Source organism: Pseudarthrobacter sp. PH31-O2 (genome assembly GCF_030063265.1).
Lineage (GTDB): Bacteria > Actinomycetota > Actinomycetes > Actinomycetales > Micrococcaceae > Arthrobacter.
This window is the reverse complement of the sequence record NZ_JASIST010000005.1, coordinates 43,126-59,189: the sequence shown is the minus strand read 5'-3', so window position 1 is coordinate 59,189 and position 16,064 is coordinate 43,126. Positions and strand designations below refer to the sequence as shown.

Genomic DNA, 16,064 nt, shown 5'->3' with positions numbered 1-16,064 from the left:
CCACTGGCTGGACGCAGGCGGTCCTGGTTAGCCCCGACGACCCTGGATCCGCGGCTTCGAGCCCTAGCTTGGCCTGGTTGCCGTCCGGCGGGGCAGCCGACGGCGCAGCCGGATCATGGCGTAGATCGCCAGCAAGATGCCCAGCAAACCGAGCGCCCAGCCGAGCGCCGGCTGGGCGGTCACCTCCATCCAGACGGTGACCACCAGCAGCACGAACGCCCAGAAGCCCAGGAAGCCGATGATGATGTCGAAATCCTCGCCGGAACGAACCTTGCGTCGCGTCGCCGGCACATGGCCGTCGGTCCGCCCGGCAGTCATCGTGCACCCATCATTTGACGGCGCCAGCCGTCAGCCCGGCCACGATCTTGCGCTGGAACACCAGGACCAGGATGACCAGGGGGATGGTCACAATGGTGCCTGCTGCCATGATCGCGGTGTACGGCACCTGGTTCGGCTGCGCCCCGGCGAAGCTGGCAATGGCCACCGTGACCGGCTGCGTAGCGTCGCTCGAGAGCTGGCTGGCGATAAGGAATTCATTCCACGAGGAGATGAACGCCAGAATCGCTGTTGTGAAAATCGCCGGCGCCGCGAGCGGCATGATCACCTTCCGGAACGCCTGACCTTGGGTACACCCGTCGACCCGGGCCGCTTCCTCAAGCTCCCAGGGCATTTCCCGGAAGAACGAGGTCATGGTGTAGACCGTCAGCGGCAGGACGAAGGAGATATTCGGAATGATCAGGGCCTGGTAGGACCCCATCCAGCCGATATTGGTGAACAGCTGGAACAGGGGCGTGATGAGGGCGACGCCTGGGAACATGGACGCACCCAGGATAAAGCCCAGCACCAGGTACTTGAACCGGAAGTTCAACCGGGCCAGCGCGTAGGCGGCGAAAACGCCGATCAGCAGCGACACCGCTGTGACAACCCCGCCGATGAACAAGCTGTTGAGCAGTGCCTGGCCGAAATGGTTCCCGAATGACGTGTCGAACGCCGTTTGGAAGTTGTCCAGCGTCACGTGCGTCGGCAGCAGGGAGGTGTCGTAGGTGTAGCCGACGTCGCGGAACGCCGTGACGACCATCCAGTAGGCCGGCGCCAGGCACCAGATGAGGATAACGGCCGCACTGATATATGTGCGCCCCTGGGTCCACTTCTCGCGGTTTTGCGCGGTCTTCCGGCCCCGGTCCTGCTCTGCGCGGAGTTCGGTCGCGGCTGTCATTTCTTCCCCTTAGCTGCGCCGGTTTGCTGCTCCACCACATTCGCTCCGAGGAAGCGTACAAAGATGAAAGCCACAAGAAAGATGATGATAAATGTGATGGTGGACAGGGCCGCCGCAGCGTTGAAGCCTTGCCTGATCTGGTTGATCACCAGGATGGAGAGTGTGGTGGTGTTGTTCGCTCCGCCGGTGAGGATGTACGGGAGGTCGAACATCCGCAGCGCGTCCAGGGTTCGGAACAGGATGGCCACCATCAGCGCCGGCTTCACCAGCGGCAGTGTGATCATCCGGAACCGTTGCCAGGCGCTGGCACCGTCGACCTTCGCGGCCTCGTAAACGTCGGCGGGGATCATCTGCAGGCCCGCGAGAATCAACAGCGCCATAAAGGGAGTCGTCTTCCAGACGTCCGCGATAATAACAGCCCATCTGGCCGGCCATTCGCTCCCGGTCCACAGGATTGTGGTGTTGAAGAGTTTGTTGCCGATGCCTTCGAAGGCGAAGATGAACAGCCACAGCTTTGCCGTAACGGCGGTGGGAATGGCCCACGGTACCAGGACTGCCGCACGCACCAGGCTGCGGCCTTTGAAGGCCCGGGCCATGATGATGGCCATCCAGAAGCCGAGCACCGTTTCCAGTGCCACAGTCACGACGGTGAAGAAAAAGGTTGTGCTGGTGGCGGACCAGAACTGCGCACCAAGCGTTCCCGGCGGGCAGGCCACGGTTCCGCCGCCGCCGGCAGCGCACTGTTGGAAAAGCCAGTTCACATAGTTGGAGAAGCCTGCCGGCCCGCCGGCGGTGAAAAGACCCGTAGCGGGGTCCAGTCCGGCATCTTTCTGGAATGACATGACCATGGCACTGATGATCGGGTACACGATCACGATTCCCAATGCCACAACAGTCGGCGCGAGGAGCCAGGATGCCCAGCGCCCCTGCGTCGCGATCCGGTTGTCCTCGCCTACACCCTTGGCCGCGGGCGGGACCGGGGCCCCGCCCGACGCCGGTGTCTTGACCGGCGTCGGGCCTGCTTCGGTTGTCATGATGGACCTACTGTCCCGCGCTGGCGGACTCTATGGACTTCTGCATATCAGACAGGGCCGCATCCACGGTCTTCTCGCCCTTGATGGCAGCGTACGCATTGTCCTGGATGGCCTTGGTGACGGCCGGGTAGAACGGCGTGACGGGGCGGGGCACGGCGTTCTCGATCGACGTCTTCAGCACCGGCAAGTACGGGAGTTTGGCGACGAGTTCCTCATCGTCGTAGAGCGCGCCGAGAACGGGGGCAAGCGAGCCCTGGGTGGCAAAGAACTTCTGGCTCTCTTCAGAGGTGAGGAACTTCAGGAAATCCAGGGCCGTGGCCTTGTTCTTGGAGTAAACGCTGACAGCGGCGCTGTGGCCGCCCAGCGACGAGGCGCCGGGGCCGTCCTTGCCCGGGAGGGCAGCCATGCCCAGGACATCCTTGACTTTCGAGGACCCTTCAGTGGTGGCGAGGTTGTACACGTAGGGCCAGTTGCGAAGGAACAGCAGCTTGCCGTCCTGGAACGCCTGCCGGCTCTCCTCCTCCTGGAAGGTGATGGCTTCCTTCGGGATTTGACCGTCGGCGTAGGCCTTGGCCAGGTTTCCGAGGCCGGCTTTTGCTTCCGGCGTGTTCAGGCTGGGCTTGCCGTCCTTGTCCAACACCGAACCGCCCGCGGAGTTGATGGCCTCGGAGGCGTTGACGGTCAGTCCCTCGTACTTCTTGAACTGGCCCGAGTAGCAGCCCATGTTGTTGGCCGTCGCGATGGAGCACATGCTCATCATCTCGTCCCAGGTCTTCGGCGGCGTGGGAACCAGGTCCTTGCGGTAGTAGAGGATGCCGCCGTCGGATGATTCCGGTGCCGCGTAGAGCGTGCCCTTATAGGAGGCGGAGTCGACGGTTGGCTTCAGCATGGCGCCGGTATCGAGCGCCATCTTGTCCTTCAGCGGCTGCAGCCAGCCCTTGGCAGCAAATTCGGCCGTCCAGACGACGTCGACGCTCGCGACGTCGTAGCCGGTGTTCTTGGCCTGGAAGTTCTGGACAAGGTCGTCGTGCTGCTGGTCGGCATTGTCGGTCTGCTCCTTGAACGTGACCTGTTCATTCGGGTGCGCCGCGTTCCACTTCTCGAGCAACGGACGGACCACGTTGCTGTTGTCCTTGCCCTGGACGTAGGTGATGGGGCCCCGACTGTCGAGGCCCTGCGACGCGGCGTCGCCGGCGGGCGATCCGCCGCCGCTATTTCCGCCCCCGCCACAGGCGGAGAGGGTGAGGGCCAGGACGCCTGCTGTGGCTACGGGAACTAGGAACTTCGGGGTTTTCATGCTGGGTCTCCTCGCTGAGTACCGGACAGAAATCGGCAGTGCTTTGACGTGTCGAGAATCACAGTAATCAACAAGCGGGGCCGAATGCAAGCGTTTACACATACCTTTATGGAAAGGTGATGGTTGTTTTTGCGGCGAAGCCGCGCAACCCAGCAGCCGCGCAACAGTGGCGGTCGCGGACCCCGCTTAGGGTTCGCCCCACTTCCGCCGCCGTGGCGGCGCCCGCACGGCCCGGGTCAGCGGACCCGTTCCGCCCGTCCGAACCGCGACCGGGCACCCGAGGCGATATGAATAAGCACCGGGGTGCTTTTGCCGAGTGCAGCGTCGAGCGCTTCCACGAGGCCGGAGACCTCTGCTGCCAGCCGGTGCGGGGCCACGCCCTGGCGGGGCTGGACCCTGATTCTCAGGGCCGGTTCGCCGCGGAATTCGTAGGTCGCGACGGTGGCGCCGGCCAGGTCCGCACGGTCCGCCAGTGCCGCCCGGAGCGCCTGCTCGGCGACGCCACTGCCGATCCTGACGCTCCCGGGCACCGCGCCCGGATCCTGTTCGGACACGAGCAGGTTGGCGCGGCCTTTCCCCTGCTGCGCGGCCCAGGTCACCATGGCGACGATCACCAGCAGCAGTGCGAGCACCACCACAATCCAGAGCCAGCTCTCCTGGCTCCCCGGAACGCGGGTGCTGTCCAGGAGATTACGCCAGGAACTCCAGACTCCTGCCGCCCAACTGTGCCACCACACGCCCACGGCCGGCACGCTCGCCAGCAGGATGAGCAGAACGCCGAGGGCCAGAAATTTGAGGCCAAGGACGGCGAGGAGGATCCGGTTGAGGATCCGCGGGGATCCAGTCATGCGCCGATCACCCCGGCCTGGGCTATATTGACTCGAACTTCAGGAAACGGGGACAGCCGCATGTCCCGCAGCTCATCCTGGACAGCGGCGAGAAGCACCTCGGGTTTCAGCGGGACTCCGGAGGTGGGACGGACGTTGACTTGGACCTGCTGACGGGACACCGTCACCATCACCTGCTGCTGACTTACGTTGGCGGCCACCCGTGCGCGGCGCGCCAGTGCGGAGGCAATCACCTCGTCGTCCACAACGACGGCGGCACGGCCGTCCCGCAGAAGGTGCCGCGCCCGGCGTCCCGGCAGGATGGCGTTTAGGAAAAAGAACAAACCCGCCATCACCAACACCGCGCCGGCCACGCCAAGCAGCAGCGGCGGAATCCCGCTCGGGAGCGCCACCGCCTGTTCCGCCGCAGTCTGGGGATCCACAAGCCACGCGGGCTGTCCGATGGCCCGGACCGCGGTTTCGAGGAGGGCAAAAACGCACAGGGCAATAACCAGGGCTGCGGCGATGATCGAGGCAACGGCGCGTGAGGAGTGGGTCTCGCGCTTGAGGATCTGCTGGACGCCCTTGGCGCCGGCCCCTGCAGGTGCCGTGTTCCCGGCCGACGGCGCGTCGGCCGGAGCGGGCGGGATGTTGCGCCCGCTCCCAGCAGCATGATCGGAGGTATGGCTCACCGGACCCGCCCCCCTTCCCTCATGCTGGCGCCGCTGATCCGGATGTCAACCCGGCTCAGCCGGGCACCGCTCAGCTCGGTCACCCGGCGGAGAATCTCGGCTTTGGCAGCCACGGCACGATCCCAGACGGAACCGCCAAAACCCGCGACCCGCCCGGCGTCCCGCAGCACCGCGGTCAGCGGCGGGACGGTGATGGGCGCGACGACGGACAGCGCCAGCAACCCGTTATCGTCAGACCATGCGGCGCGGACCTCCTGCGGGGTGACGCCGAGGGCCTCGGCCGCGGCGGTCTGCGCCACGCTGGTGAGCGCCTGGTTGCTGATCCTGGTGTGTCCGGACCGCACCGTACCGTTCGGCCCGGCAGCGTCGCTCATGAGGAAGAACGCCGGCCTGTGAGGGCGTCAAGCACGCTACGCAGGTCCAGTTTCCCTTCCGCGGCGCGGCCCAGCAGGGCGCCGATTCCCATGAACAACAAGGCACCGAGAAAGCCCCAGACGCCGAACTGAAACGACATAAACGCGACGAACGCGCCGACTGCGATCCCCGCAACTGTCAGATTCACTGGATTGCCTCCGTTGCCGCCCGGGCCTCGGCCGGGGATCCGGATTTCGCCGGGCCAGGCACGTAGACGTCATTGATGTCGATGTTAACTTCGATGACCTGAAGACCAACGAGCTCCTCGACCGCCGAGTACACGGCGGCGCGGATCTGGTCCGCCAGGGCGTGAAGGGGTGTGCCGTAGAGCGCTACCAAATCGATGTCGACGGCCACTTGGGTATCGCCCACTTCAGCGCGGACACCGGCGGCATGGTCAGCACTGCCGACGGCGTCGCGGAAAGCCCCCAGCGCCCGGGACGGACCCGATCCCAAGGAATACACGCCGGGGACTGCGCGGGCGGCAATGCCCGCGACCTTCGCCACAGCGGTCTCGGATATGACGGTGCGGCCACCACCGGGCATCGGCACCTCGGCGGACATCCCGGCCACCGCTGCGGCTGCGGGCTGAGAATTCTGGTATTCCATGCGGCACTTCCCCTTCTCTTTGTCACCACCCTAGTCCCTGGCCCCGACAAGGCGACCGCTTCGGGGCCAGCGTCGGCCGGGAGGTTAGGAACCGGTGCCGGATTCCTGCTACTTGCAGTTGGCGGTGAGCCAGCTCTGCACCGGCGCCATGGCGTCCTGCAGTTTACCGCTGGAAAAAACTGTCTGATCCGTGATTCCAGCGATGGCCACCTGGCTGAGGGTGGTGAAGTCGGCCTTGATGCTCTCGGGCGCGCGCTTGGCGGTGCGGCTCAGTTCTGTCTTGGTCTGTTCCAGCTCGGCGGCAGTGCCCTGTGCGGCAGCAAGAGGCAGCAGGGTGGAGCCTGTGGCCTGCTCGGAAATCGCGGTGCAAGCCTCGCCCGCCGTAGCAAAGTCGCCCCAGGGGCTGGAGGAGCTGCTGGGACTCGCCGTTGCCGACGACGGCGCGCCGCTGGCAGCCGCGGACGACGGCGCGCTCCCGGCGTCCGGCGCAGAACAGCCGGTGAGGGCCAGGGCGGCCAGGAAAGTGCAAGTGGTCAGAGCTCGTGCAGCATTCTTCAAGATCACGTGTAGGAATCACTTTTCGGTTGAGATTGCACCACCGGCCCGATCAGGCTGCCGGCGGTCGTAGCGTTCTTTCCCCAGCGTGCGAGTCTAGCCCTGTTGGCGCGCGGCCCCACAAACGGGGGTAGCGGCATCCGCGGCGTTAAAGAAGAAAAGCACCAGTTCCAAAAGAACTGATGCTTCCCAGTGGTGGCTCCGACCGGCGTCGATCCGGTGACCTTTCGATTTTCAGTCGAACGCTCTACCAACTGAGCTACAGAGCCTAGGTGACACGTCACCATGATGGCCGGAATTTCTTCTGGCCATCAGAGCGACCCTGACGGGACTTGAACCCGCGACCTCCGCCGTGACAGGGCGGCGCGCTAACCAACTGCGCTACAGGGCCTTGCTATTTTCTTGCTTCTCTGCAGTATCGCTACTGCAATTTTTCAAGGCTCTTAGCCTACCAGACTTTCCCATCCGGCCTGACCAGTTCCTTGCGTACCCCCAACGGGATTCGAACCCGTGCCGCCGCCGTGAAAGGGCGGTGTCCTAGGCCGCTAGACGATGGGGGCCAAGACTCAATTCGGCTCACCAGGGCAAAAATAAAGGGCCGAAGCCGTTCGTTTTTGTCCTTTCGAGTTGCTCCGAACTGGACTATAAAACTATAAGGGCAGACGCCCGGAATTTCCAAAAATTTCTAACCGCCCGGCCGCGGAGTGCTCAGCTGCGCTGGATTGTCTCCTGCTGCGCCCGCTCGACATCGCCGGCCGATTCCAGCTCTCCCCTGGCCCGCAGCCCGGTAATGACGCCGCCAATATCGTCCGTCGACCGGTTCTGGCTGAGCTTTCGTTTTGCTTCCACCCTCGTAATGACTAGTTCGACGCCGACAATTGCCCGGAGCTGGCCGGCGACAAAACGGCCAGGGGCATCGTCCACCGTCCACGGCTTCGCCGAGGCTGCTTCATGCAGTGCGGTCAGCCGCCGGACAAGGTCCTCCACCCAGACCGGGTCGTCATGGACGACGAGCCGGCCGTAGACGTGCGCGGTGGTGTAGTTCCACGTTGGCACAACCCGGCCGTGTTCGGCCTTGGACGGGTACCAGGACGGGGAAATGTAGGCATCGGCCCGCTGGATGATGACCAGGGATTCGCCCAGGGCCGGCTGCAGCCACTGGTCGTTGTTGCGGGCGACATGGCCCAATAGTGCCCCGTGCCCACCCGCCTCCGGGTCATAGACGAACGGCAGCAGCGTAGCGAGCAGTCCACTTTCCGTTGATGTCACGAGGTTGGCCGCCCCGGGGTTCGAGAGCAGCTCCTTGATGGCAAGCCGGTCGGCGGAGAAATGCGAGGGGACGTACATGGGGAATCCCTTGGGGTGTTGAGTGACGTGCAATGCGGAACGGCTGACAGGTTCAGACTACGAGCATGACAGCCAGGGTGACCATGACCAGGGCGATGCCGCCGTCGAACATGCGCCAGCTGCCCGGCCGGGCGAATACCGGCGCCAGGAGCCGGGCGCCGGCCCCGAGTGCGCCGAACCACGCGATGCTGCCCAGCCCGGCGCCGGCAGCAAACCACCACCGCCTGTCCGGACTGGCCGCGGTGGCCGGCACGGTCCAGCTGGAAATTCCGCGCGAGGACCAGGACTACTCCCTGGAGCTCCTCCGCAGCGGTGCCGCGTCCGCGGCCATCACCACTACGGCCAAGGCGGCGCCGGCCTGTTCCTCCCGGCGGCTGGGTGTCATGCGCTGCCTGCCGGTTTGCACGCCGGACTTCGCCGCCCGGTGGTTCCCCCGCGGGACGGCGGCGGAAACACTTGCCGGCGCCCCGGTCATCATGTTCGACCGCAAGGACGACCTGCAGGACCGGTACCTGCGGGACGTGGGCAACGTGGAACTCCAGCCGCCGCGGCATTACGTCCCGGCCGCCCATGTGTCCGGCGAAGCCATCCGTTGGGGGATGGGATGGGGACTGCTCCCCGAAATCGAGGTCTCGGCGGAGCTGAAGCGCCGTACGCTCGTGACTTTGGACCCTGCAGCGCATGTGGATGTGCCCCTCCACTGGCAGCAGTGGCGGCACGGATCGACCGCGCTCGCTGCGGTCGCTGCGGCCATTTAGGCCGCCGCCCGCCCCTGCGGTGAGCCGCGTCGGCAGCTAGGTCCCGTCCGGCCGCAACTGCCGGGGACCCGGCTGGACGTGGCCGATTTCCGCCAGTCCCAAAGACCCTGGACGCACTAGATTGGCTGTATGGCAACAACAGCCCAGACAGGCTCCCCCCAACCGGACAGCGCGCACACGGACGGCACCGACAGCGTGCCGCCGAACACTCCCGCAGTCCAGCCCTTGAAGCGCGCCCCCGACACGGGACAGATCAGTCGGCTCGGCATTGCCGCCGTCATCGTCACAGTGGTCCTGTGGGCCTCGGCCTTTGTGGGCATTCGAGCCGTGGGGCCCAGCTTCTCCCCCGGCTCCCTGACCCTCGGCAGACTGGCGATTGCCGCCGTCGTTCTTGGCCTTGTGGTGTTGCCGCGCCTGCTGAAAAACAGCAAGCTCCCCCGGGGACGCGAATGGTGGCCGATCCTGGCCTACGGCATCATGTGGTTCGGCGGCTACAACGTTGCACTGAACGCCGCAGAACATCTCCTCGACGCCGGCACGGCGGCCCTGCTGATCAACGTCAACCCGATTATGGTCGCCATCATGGCCGGGGTGATCCTCAAGGAAGGCTTCCCGCGCTGGCTGATTATCGGCAGCCTCGTTGCGTTTGGCGGGGTTGCCGTGATCGCGCTCGGCTCCGGCCAGCGGTCGCCGGCGGACGTCACCGGGGTGCTGCTCTGCCTGCTGGCCGCTGCCCTGGCCGCGGTCAGTGTGATCGTGCAGAAGCCCGTGCTGCGGAAGATTCCCGCTGCCCAGGCCACCTGGTTCGGAATCATGGTCGGCGCCGTCTGCTGCCTGCCCTTCAGCGGACAACTGTTTGCCGAACTGCAGGCCGCCCCGCTGCCGGCCACCCTGGGACTCGTTTACCTCGGCGTATTCCCCACCGCGATTGCGTTCACCACCTGGGCCTATGCACTCTCGATGATCGATGCCGGCCGGCTCGCCGCCACCACCTATCTGGTGCCCGGCACCACGATCCTCATTTCCTGGCTTGTGCTCGGCGAGATCCCTACCGTCTGGGGCCTGGTGGGCGGTGCCATCTGCCTCGTGGGGGTTGGGCTGACCCGGCGCAGGTCCCGCTGATTCGGCGCTAGGGTTTCAGCTATGCCAGCTTCCCTGCCGCCAGGCCTGCCAATCATCCCGGACCGACCGGACGACGGCGGACACGGCACCGGCCACACCCGCGCACCGTTCCCGATGTCCGAGTCGGACTTCGAAGCCGCGGTGACTGACGCCCTGGACCACATCCCGGCTGAACTCGCCAAGACCATGAACAATGTGGCCATCTTCATCGAGGACGACTACATCCCCCAGCCCGGCGAGGACCCGGACACCGTGCTGCTGGGCTTATACGAGGGTGTGCCGCTGACCGAACGGGACTCATGGTGGGACGCCGGCTCGCTGCCGGACCGCATCACGATTTACCGCGCGCCGATCCTGGAGATCTGCGAATCCCGCGAGGACGTGATCGAGGAAGTGACTGTGACGGTGGTCCACGAGATCGCGCACCACTTCGGCATCAGCGACGAGCGCCTGCACGAACTCGGCTGGGGCTAGCCCGGCAGCCACCGGCGCACGGCCACAGCCGTGCCCTTGCCCTTGCCCGGGAGGACCGCCGCGGGACAGCGCTGTGCGCCCCTTGTGGCGACACACCCGGCACAATGACAACAAATGACATTGTTGTTGTTTATGTTATTGATGTGACCATTGTTGCCAAAGTGGCAATTGGCACGTAGCCTCGACCGTGCTGGGGATCAGCCGCGGGTTTTCATCTGCCGGAAACCCGGCCCGCCCGCTCCAGCCCGACACTGCAACGAGGTTGACCCATGATTTGGACCGGTTCCGGCCGAAAGACGGCCGCACTGTGCGCCTCAGTTGTACTTCTGGGATCCTTGGCCCTGCCCGCCAACGCCGCCACCCTGCCGCCGGCTTTCCAGGTCCCGGCCTCGCCGGCGGTCCCGTCTCCTGACGAGATCGCAGCCGCGAAAGCCAGTGAAGGCGCGACGGCAGCGCAAGTCACCTCGATTGACCGGCTGCTGGCCGACGCCTCCGCAGCCCAGGACACCAGCCTCGCCGCCTCCCTGCAGGCCAATAACGCTTACGGCGAAGCCCTCGGGGAGCTCCAGATGCGTCGGGACGCCGCCACGGTTGCCGCCGCCAAAGCCTCCGCCGCCGGGATGGAACAGCAGAAAACGCGCAAGCAGATCGGCCAGCTCGCCGGCGACCTCTACCGCAACGGCGGACTTAATCCCGCACTGAGCAGCTTTGTCAGCGGTGGCACCAACGCCCTGCAGCAGGCCGCAACCCTCGAGGCCGTGACGGCTGGCCGAACCAGGGCCTTCGAATCGGCAGAAACCGCGGCCGCGGCCGCGGAATCGCTGACGGCCGCAGCCGCCGACGCCAACCGGGCCGCCGATGAAGCCGCACGGACGGCGGAGGCACGGAAGCTCGACGCCGAGCATGCCAACGAGGCCCAGCGGACGGCCGTGGCCGAGGCCAAAGCGCAGCGGACCGTGCTTGTGGAACAGCTCGCGGATCTCAAGAACACCACGGTTGCGTTGGAATCGGCCCGGGTGGATGCCCTGGAACGTCAGCGACAGCAGGATCGGCTCGGGGCAGTCACTGCTGCCGCAGCCCCGGCGGCAGGGTCGCAGGCCGGCGTCGGGACCCCCGCCACAAACACCTCCGCTGCGGGAAATGCCGCTCCCGGGACCAACCTCCCGGCTGCCCCGGTCATCAACGTTCCAAACCCGGCTCCGCCAGCCGCCGCGCCGGTCCCGGCACCCGCACCTGCACCGGCACCCGCGCCAGCACCCGCACCAGCGCCAGCGCCGGCGCCAGCACCCGCACCAGCGCCGGCGCCAGCACCAGCGCCGGCGCCAGCGCCCGGCGGCTCCATCCAGACCGCGATCTCCGTGGCTCTCGGTAAGGTGGGGTCGCCCTATTTCTACCAGTACGGCGGAACGGGGCCTTATGGCTTCGACTGTTCCGGCCTGGTGCAAAACGCGTTCGCCGCTGCCGGGAAGTACCTGCCCCGCACCGCGTCCCAGCAGTTCGCCCAAGCCCCTGTACACGTTCCGCTGTCGCAGGCCGTCCCCGGAGACCTACTGGTGTGGGGCTCCGCACCGGGGTTTTATCACGTTGCGATCTACCTCGGCGGCGGCCGTGTGGTCCAGGCGCTGAACGAGGACGCCGGGCTTACAGTGACGGACCTGGCCTATATGTCCGGGATGCAGCTGTACCCCGTCGCCGCCCGGTACTGACCCGGGGGTCCACCGTCGCCCGTTTGCCGGCGGGCGGCCTAGGAGAGTATGTCCTTCGTGATGAACCTGCCGTAGGCGAGTGCGCCGAAGACGGTGACGTAGCCACCCTGCAGGAGCACATTCGCCAGGAATGAATCCCACACGACAGGCTGGCGCAGCAGGTCCGCGAAGTCCAGCCAATAGTGGCTGAAGAGCCACGGGTGCAGCCATTCGAGCTGCGGGAGCGCATCCAGGACCTGTGCGAGCACCGAGAGCACCACCGTGGATGCCATCGCCCCCACCGGCACGTCAGTGAGGGTGGACATCAGGAGCCCGATCGCGGAGAGACCCATCAGCGAGACCGTAAGGTAGGCCGCGATCAGCAGCAGGCGCAGCAACGCATCGGCCGCACCGATCGAATCGCCGGAGAGCAGCGTGACCGGTCCCACCGGGAAGAGCAACGCCCCGACTGCGGCCCCGACCAAAGCCAGGACCAACGGCGCCGCCACGGCGAAGACGACCGCTCCGGTGTACTTCACGAGCAGCAGCCGGACCCGGCCCGCGGGCGCCACCAGCAGGTACCGCAGGGTGCCCAGGCCGGCCTCGCCGGCCACGGTATCCCCCGCCACGACGCCTACGGTCAGCGGCAGGAACAATGGAACGGCGACGAGCATGGCTGTCACGCCGACAAACAGACCGTTCTGGGAAATCCGGTCCAGGAACGCCGGTCCCCGCCCTGGCGGCGCCGCGGAGGACACCCGGACGGCCACGGCGATCAGGACCGGAATTGCCGCGAGCGCACCCAGCATCGCCCAGGTGCGGCGGCGGCGGAAAAGTACCCCGAGTTCCGAGGCGAGCAGCCCATGCCCCCACCGGCCACCGCGATGGGGCGCAGGTTCCGGGCTGTGGTCCGGGGCCGCACGGTTGCTCTCGCCCGGGTCTGCCGCCCCGCCGGGGCCGGGTTCTTTACCGGGCAACGTCAAAACCCTCCCCCGTCAGCGCCACAAAGCGTTCTTCCAGACTGACCTGTTCCGTGGCGAAGCCTCGCACCCGGACCCCGGCCGCCACCAGCGCCGCGACGATCGCCTCCGGAGCCACGGCTGGATGGCGCGCCGACGCGGGGAACGGCGCATAGATCACCCCGTCACCGCCAGAAGGAGTGCCGGCCGGAAGATCCGGTTCCGGGCTCAAGCCCAGCCGGACCAGCACCTCCGACGCAGCCCCCACATCCGGGCTCACAAGCCTGATCCGCGGCTGCCCGCCCTGGCGCAATTCCGCGAGGGTCCCCTGGGCCACCAGACGGCCCGCACTCATAACGGCCGCGTGGGTGCAGATTTGCTCCACTTCTGCCAGCAGGTGGCTGGAGACAAACACCGTGGCTCCGTCAGCCGCCAGTGAGCGCACCAGGCTGCGGACCTCCCGGGTTCCCTGTGGATCCAGCCCGTTTGTGGGTTCATCCAGGATCAGGAGTTCGCGCGGTGCCAGCAGGGCATTGGCGATGCCGAGCCGCTGCTTCATACCGAGCGAATATGCCCTGACTTTCTTGTCCGCCGCGTGCGTCAGCCCCACCCGCTCCAGCGCCGACTGCACGCGGGCCTTCCGGCTGGCGGCGGAGACGCGGGGATCCGCGGCATCGAAGCGGTACAGGTTGTCCGACCCGGAGAGAAACGGGTAGAAAGCAGGCCCTTCGACCAGGGCGCCCACCCGGGGCAGCACACCGTGCAGTTGCCCCGGCATCTCCTGCCCCAGGACCCGGACGGAGCCGGACGTGGCCTCGGCCAGCCCGAGCAGGAGCCGGATGGTGGTGGTCTTCCCTGAGCCGTTGGGACCAAGGAAGCCGAAAACAGAGCCCTTGGGCACTGCAAGGTCGACGCTGTCGACGGCCAGTTGCCGCCCGAAGTGCTTGCTCAGACCGGTGGTCTCGATGCTCAGTTCCGGCACCGGCGCGGCGGCGGTCACGCGGCAGTCACCGAATGGTTCACTGCGGCGTGGCGGCGGCCTGCAACCGCTCCAGCGGCACCGAACCGACGAAGATCCGCCCGTCGTCGAGGATCAGTACATTTAGCAGCGACGTCGACACGAGCCGCCCTCCCGGGACGGCGACGGCAAGCTGATCCAACAGTGCCGCGTTGCCGGAACCTGATCCTTCGGGAAGCGAGGGGTCTGGCTGCAGCGGGATGTCCTTGGCCGGGTCCGGGGCCCCGTTTTGTCGCTGGGTCCGGCCCTGCAGCGCCGCGGCGCCCGCCGGGACCTCGAGCACCGACTCCCAGCCGCTGCCGGTGACAGCGGGCCGCGTCGCCTCTTTCGGCTTTGCGGTATCCGACGGCGGTGTGGCGGCGTCGGCCGAATGATCCGGCAGCGGAACTTCCCGCACCGTTGCCCCGGGCGGCGGGGTGAAGTTGAATAGCGAAGCGTCCGGGGCCTCAAGCTTGAGGCTCGTGAAAGCCAGGCTGAAGACCGGTTCGGCCTGTCCCCGGGCCGTCACCTCGACGCTGAGCGGGAGTCCGGTTTCGCCGTCGACGGCGATGGCGACGGAGCCCATCAAGGTGACATCCGAAGTCGGGGTCATCAGGAGGTTGTATGCCGGCCGGCCCGCCACCTGAACGTCCGGACCCACGGTCACCGCAGTACCCGGGTTGACGGTAGCAAGCAGCTTGTCCGCCAGCTCGCCGGGGGTTGCTGCCGGTCCGGGGTCTGCCTGGTGGGCACCCGCATCACCGGCGGGGAGCCGGGTGTGGGCTGCGGTGTTGTCCTTGGAGTTGTAGAACCACAAATCATTGCCGCGCCGGATCGCGTCCCGCTCGGCCATCCGGTCCATGACCTGCACCCGGGCGTTCCCGGGGCCGTCAAGGTAGACGCGTGCCGTGTGGGACCCCGTGAGCAGTTCCAGCCAGGCTGCTTCCGGTGCTGCCGCCTCCGGGGCCGACTTCGGAAGCTCGGGAAGGCCGGTGGCGGAGTGTTGTTCCAGTGTTCCGGAGAGGGATTTGCCGGTGTGCTGGGCGATCAGGAGCAGTACCTGCTGGGGGGTCTTCTCGGGTAGCCGGTCCCCGGCCCTCGCGGGCAGGGATCCTGCCAGGATCCCGGCCGCGATCACGGCAGGCACCGTCACTGCGGGGATCCAACGCAGCCATTTGCGCTTCATTGTAACGTCGCTCCAACCTTGCAGCTCATGATTCAACTGTACGCCCGGGGTTGTTCGGTTTCACCAGTGCCTGCCAAATTGGTTTGGGCGGACTGCCGCCGCGGCAAAACCCCCGCCGGGCGCTCAGGTCAGCACGTTCAGCGTCAGCTCGACCGCCCCGAGCACAAGCGCGAGCACCGAGGTCCCCAGCCCGGCAACGAGCAGCAGCCCGGGGTGCGCAAGTCCGACAACAACACGCCTGAACCGCGGGCGCCGGCGCAGGAACTTCTCCGGCACCAAGGACGAAGCGGGGTCCTGTTTCCAGCCGCGGAGACGCCGGAGGAACCACGCGCAGCGGACGATAAACGCCAGCCAAAGCACGGAGACCACCAGCGGAACGGCGGCCAGCAGGAGATTAAACCCCACGGCCGTAACCTCCCGCTCGGAGGCGCCGACGAGGGACTGGATAGTGGTGGAAATCGAGGCGCTTATGACCACCGAGACACCCCACACGAGAAATGCGGCCGTGAGGGCCAGGAACCGCACGAAGAAGTGCCCCAGCACGGAATCCTTGCGCCGTTTAAGATGCCGTCGCGGGGTGGCATGCAGCAAGGCGACAGTTGCCAGCACCGTTGGCAGTGCGGCCATTCCGACCAGCACAGACCAGGCCCAGCCAGCGTAGTCGAAGACGTCGTCCGCAACGATCAGCGCTGCCCAGAACCCGGTCCAGGCCCAGCCGGCGCTCAGCGGGCGGCGGACCAGCCAGCCGGGGAGCCAGGGATCGTCTAAGCCGGGCCCCGGGATGGAACCCGGCGTAGGCGCGGCCGGGTCTGTCCCGCCGTCGTCCGATATCGGGGGCGGGGAACCCTGCACGTCACTCACTGCCTAAGCCCGGTCAGCATAAACAACGCCG

The 16,064-nt window shown here is 66.6% G+C and carries 20 protein-coding genes and 3 tRNA genes; 4 read left to right on the top strand and 19 right to left on the bottom strand.

Translation table 11 applies throughout. The annotated features are described in order from the left end of the window. Positions 1 to 63: 63 nt before the first annotated feature. From QMG72_RS09425 to QMG72_RS09355, 15 genes are all read right to left on the bottom strand, one after another. Positions 64 to 318, bottom strand: a complete 255-nt coding sequence (locus QMG72_RS09425; protein ID WP_226773411.1) for a hypothetical protein — start codon at positions 316 to 318, stop codon at positions 64 to 66. A 10-nt stretch (positions 319 to 328) separates the two neighbouring features. Next, a complete protein-coding gene (locus tag QMG72_RS09420; RefSeq protein ID WP_226773412.1) occupies positions 329 to 1,216 on the bottom strand; it encodes a carbohydrate ABC transporter permease in 888 nt (295 codons plus the stop codon). Beyond that, entirely contained in the window at positions 1,213 to 2,250 is a 1,038-nt protein-coding gene (locus QMG72_RS09415) for a carbohydrate ABC transporter permease (RefSeq protein ID WP_226773413.1), read from the bottom strand. The genes QMG72_RS09420 and QMG72_RS09415 overlap by 4 nt, the downstream gene beginning before the upstream one ends. A gap of 7 nt (positions 2,251 to 2,257) precedes the next feature. Then, on the bottom strand, positions 2,258 to 3,547 hold the full coding sequence (locus QMG72_RS09410; RefSeq protein ID WP_253031390.1) for an ABC transporter substrate-binding protein: 1,290 nt from the start codon (positions 3,545 to 3,547) through the stop codon (positions 2,258 to 2,260). 236 nt (positions 3,548 to 3,783) lie between these two features. After that, positions 3,784 to 4,395, bottom strand: a complete 612-nt coding sequence (locus QMG72_RS09405; protein WP_226773415.1) for a hypothetical protein — start codon at positions 4,393 to 4,395, stop codon at positions 3,784 to 3,786. Continuing rightward, a complete protein-coding gene (locus tag QMG72_RS09400; protein ID WP_226773416.1) occupies positions 4,392 to 5,066 on the bottom strand; it encodes a DUF6286 domain-containing protein in 675 nt (224 codons plus the stop codon). The genes QMG72_RS09405 and QMG72_RS09400 overlap by 4 nt, the downstream gene beginning before the upstream one ends. Next, positions 5,063 to 5,440: a hypothetical protein gene (locus QMG72_RS09395; RefSeq protein WP_226773417.1), complete on the bottom strand. Its 378-nt coding sequence runs from the start codon at positions 5,438 to 5,440 to the stop codon at positions 5,063 to 5,065. Before QMG72_RS09395 ends, QMG72_RS09400 begins: the two co-directional genes overlap by 4 nt. Beyond that, positions 5,437 to 5,628 carry a hypothetical protein gene (locus tag QMG72_RS09390; protein ID WP_226773418.1) on the bottom strand — a complete coding sequence of 64 codons (192 nt, stop codon included), beginning with the start codon at positions 5,626 to 5,628 and terminating at the stop codon, positions 5,437 to 5,439. The genes QMG72_RS09395 and QMG72_RS09390 overlap by 4 nt, the downstream gene beginning before the upstream one ends. Next, positions 5,625 to 6,089 (bottom strand): Asp23/Gls24 family envelope stress response protein, encoded by a 465-nt coding sequence (locus QMG72_RS09385; RefSeq protein WP_226773419.1) that lies wholly within the window; start codon positions 6,087 to 6,089, stop codon positions 5,625 to 5,627. Before QMG72_RS09385 ends, QMG72_RS09390 begins: the two co-directional genes overlap by 4 nt. A gap of 108 nt (positions 6,090 to 6,197) precedes the next feature. Next, positions 6,198 to 6,653, bottom strand: a complete 456-nt coding sequence (locus QMG72_RS09380) for a hypothetical protein (protein ID WP_283480333.1) — start codon at positions 6,651 to 6,653, stop codon at positions 6,198 to 6,200. Between the two features lie 184 nt (positions 6,654 to 6,837). Further along, positions 6,838 to 6,913: transfer RNA gene (locus tag QMG72_RS09375), tRNA-Phe, on the bottom strand. A gap of 48 nt (positions 6,914 to 6,961) precedes the next feature. Beyond that, positions 6,962 to 7,035, bottom strand: a tRNA-Asp gene (locus QMG72_RS09370). Positions 7,036 to 7,131: 96 nt separating this feature from the next. Further along, positions 7,132 to 7,204, bottom strand: a tRNA-Glu gene (locus tag QMG72_RS09365). A 148-nt stretch (positions 7,205 to 7,352) separates the two neighbouring features. Next, positions 7,353 to 7,991, bottom strand: a complete 639-nt coding sequence (locus tag QMG72_RS09360) for an FMN-binding negative transcriptional regulator (protein WP_226773421.1) — start codon at positions 7,989 to 7,991, stop codon at positions 7,353 to 7,355. A 52-nt stretch (positions 7,992 to 8,043) separates the two neighbouring features. After that, positions 8,044 to 8,244: a LysE family transporter gene (locus QMG72_RS09355; RefSeq protein ID WP_396021214.1), complete on the bottom strand. Its 201-nt coding sequence runs from the start codon at positions 8,242 to 8,244 to the stop codon at positions 8,044 to 8,046. Between QMG72_RS09355 and QMG72_RS09350 the strand changes: the two genes are divergently transcribed. The 4 genes from QMG72_RS09350 (at position 8,177) to QMG72_RS09335 (ending at position 12,051) form a co-directional block, all read left to right on the top strand. Next, positions 8,177 to 8,749 carry a LysR substrate-binding domain-containing protein gene (locus QMG72_RS09350; protein ID WP_226773422.1) on the top strand — a complete coding sequence of 191 codons (573 nt, stop codon included), beginning with the start codon at positions 8,177 to 8,179 and terminating at the stop codon, positions 8,747 to 8,749. The genes QMG72_RS09355 and QMG72_RS09350 overlap by 68 nt on opposite strands. Positions 8,750 to 8,878: 129 nt before the next feature. Then, positions 8,879 to 9,871 (top strand): DMT family transporter, encoded by a 993-nt coding sequence (locus QMG72_RS09345; protein ID WP_226773423.1) that lies wholly within the window; start codon positions 8,879 to 8,881, stop codon positions 9,869 to 9,871. A gap of 21 nt (positions 9,872 to 9,892) precedes the next feature. Beyond that, the gene (locus QMG72_RS09340; protein WP_226773424.1) at positions 9,893 to 10,345 is read left to right on the top strand and encodes a metallopeptidase family protein; all 453 of its coding nucleotides are present in this window, start codon (positions 9,893 to 9,895) and stop codon (positions 10,343 to 10,345) included. Positions 10,346 to 10,614: 269 nt separating this feature from the next. Then, positions 10,615 to 12,051, top strand: coding sequence for a C40 family peptidase (locus QMG72_RS09335; RefSeq protein ID WP_283480331.1), 1,437 nt, complete (start codon positions 10,615 to 10,617; stop codon positions 12,049 to 12,051). A gap of 38 nt (positions 12,052 to 12,089) precedes the next feature. Here the strand turns inward: QMG72_RS09335 and QMG72_RS09330 are convergent, their stop codons facing one another. From QMG72_RS09330 to QMG72_RS09315, 4 genes are all read right to left on the bottom strand, one after another. Continuing rightward, positions 12,090 to 12,890 carry an ABC transporter permease gene (locus QMG72_RS09330; protein WP_256446502.1) on the bottom strand — a complete coding sequence of 267 codons (801 nt, stop codon included), beginning with the start codon at positions 12,888 to 12,890 and terminating at the stop codon, positions 12,090 to 12,092. A gap of 106 nt (positions 12,891 to 12,996) precedes the next feature. Continuing rightward, positions 12,997 to 13,989, bottom strand: a complete 993-nt coding sequence (locus tag QMG72_RS09325) for an ABC transporter ATP-binding protein (RefSeq protein ID WP_283480330.1) — start codon at positions 13,987 to 13,989, stop codon at positions 12,997 to 12,999. A gap of 19 nt (positions 13,990 to 14,008) precedes the next feature. Then, positions 14,009 to 15,172, bottom strand: coding sequence for a LolA family protein (locus QMG72_RS09320; protein WP_283480329.1), 1,164 nt, complete (start codon positions 15,170 to 15,172; stop codon positions 14,009 to 14,011). A gap of 123 nt (positions 15,173 to 15,295) precedes the next feature. Further along, positions 15,296 to 16,033 carry a hypothetical protein gene (locus QMG72_RS09315; RefSeq protein WP_283480328.1) on the bottom strand — a complete coding sequence of 246 codons (738 nt, stop codon included), beginning with the start codon at positions 16,031 to 16,033 and terminating at the stop codon, positions 15,296 to 15,298. Positions 16,034 to 16,064 lie beyond the last annotated feature (31 nt).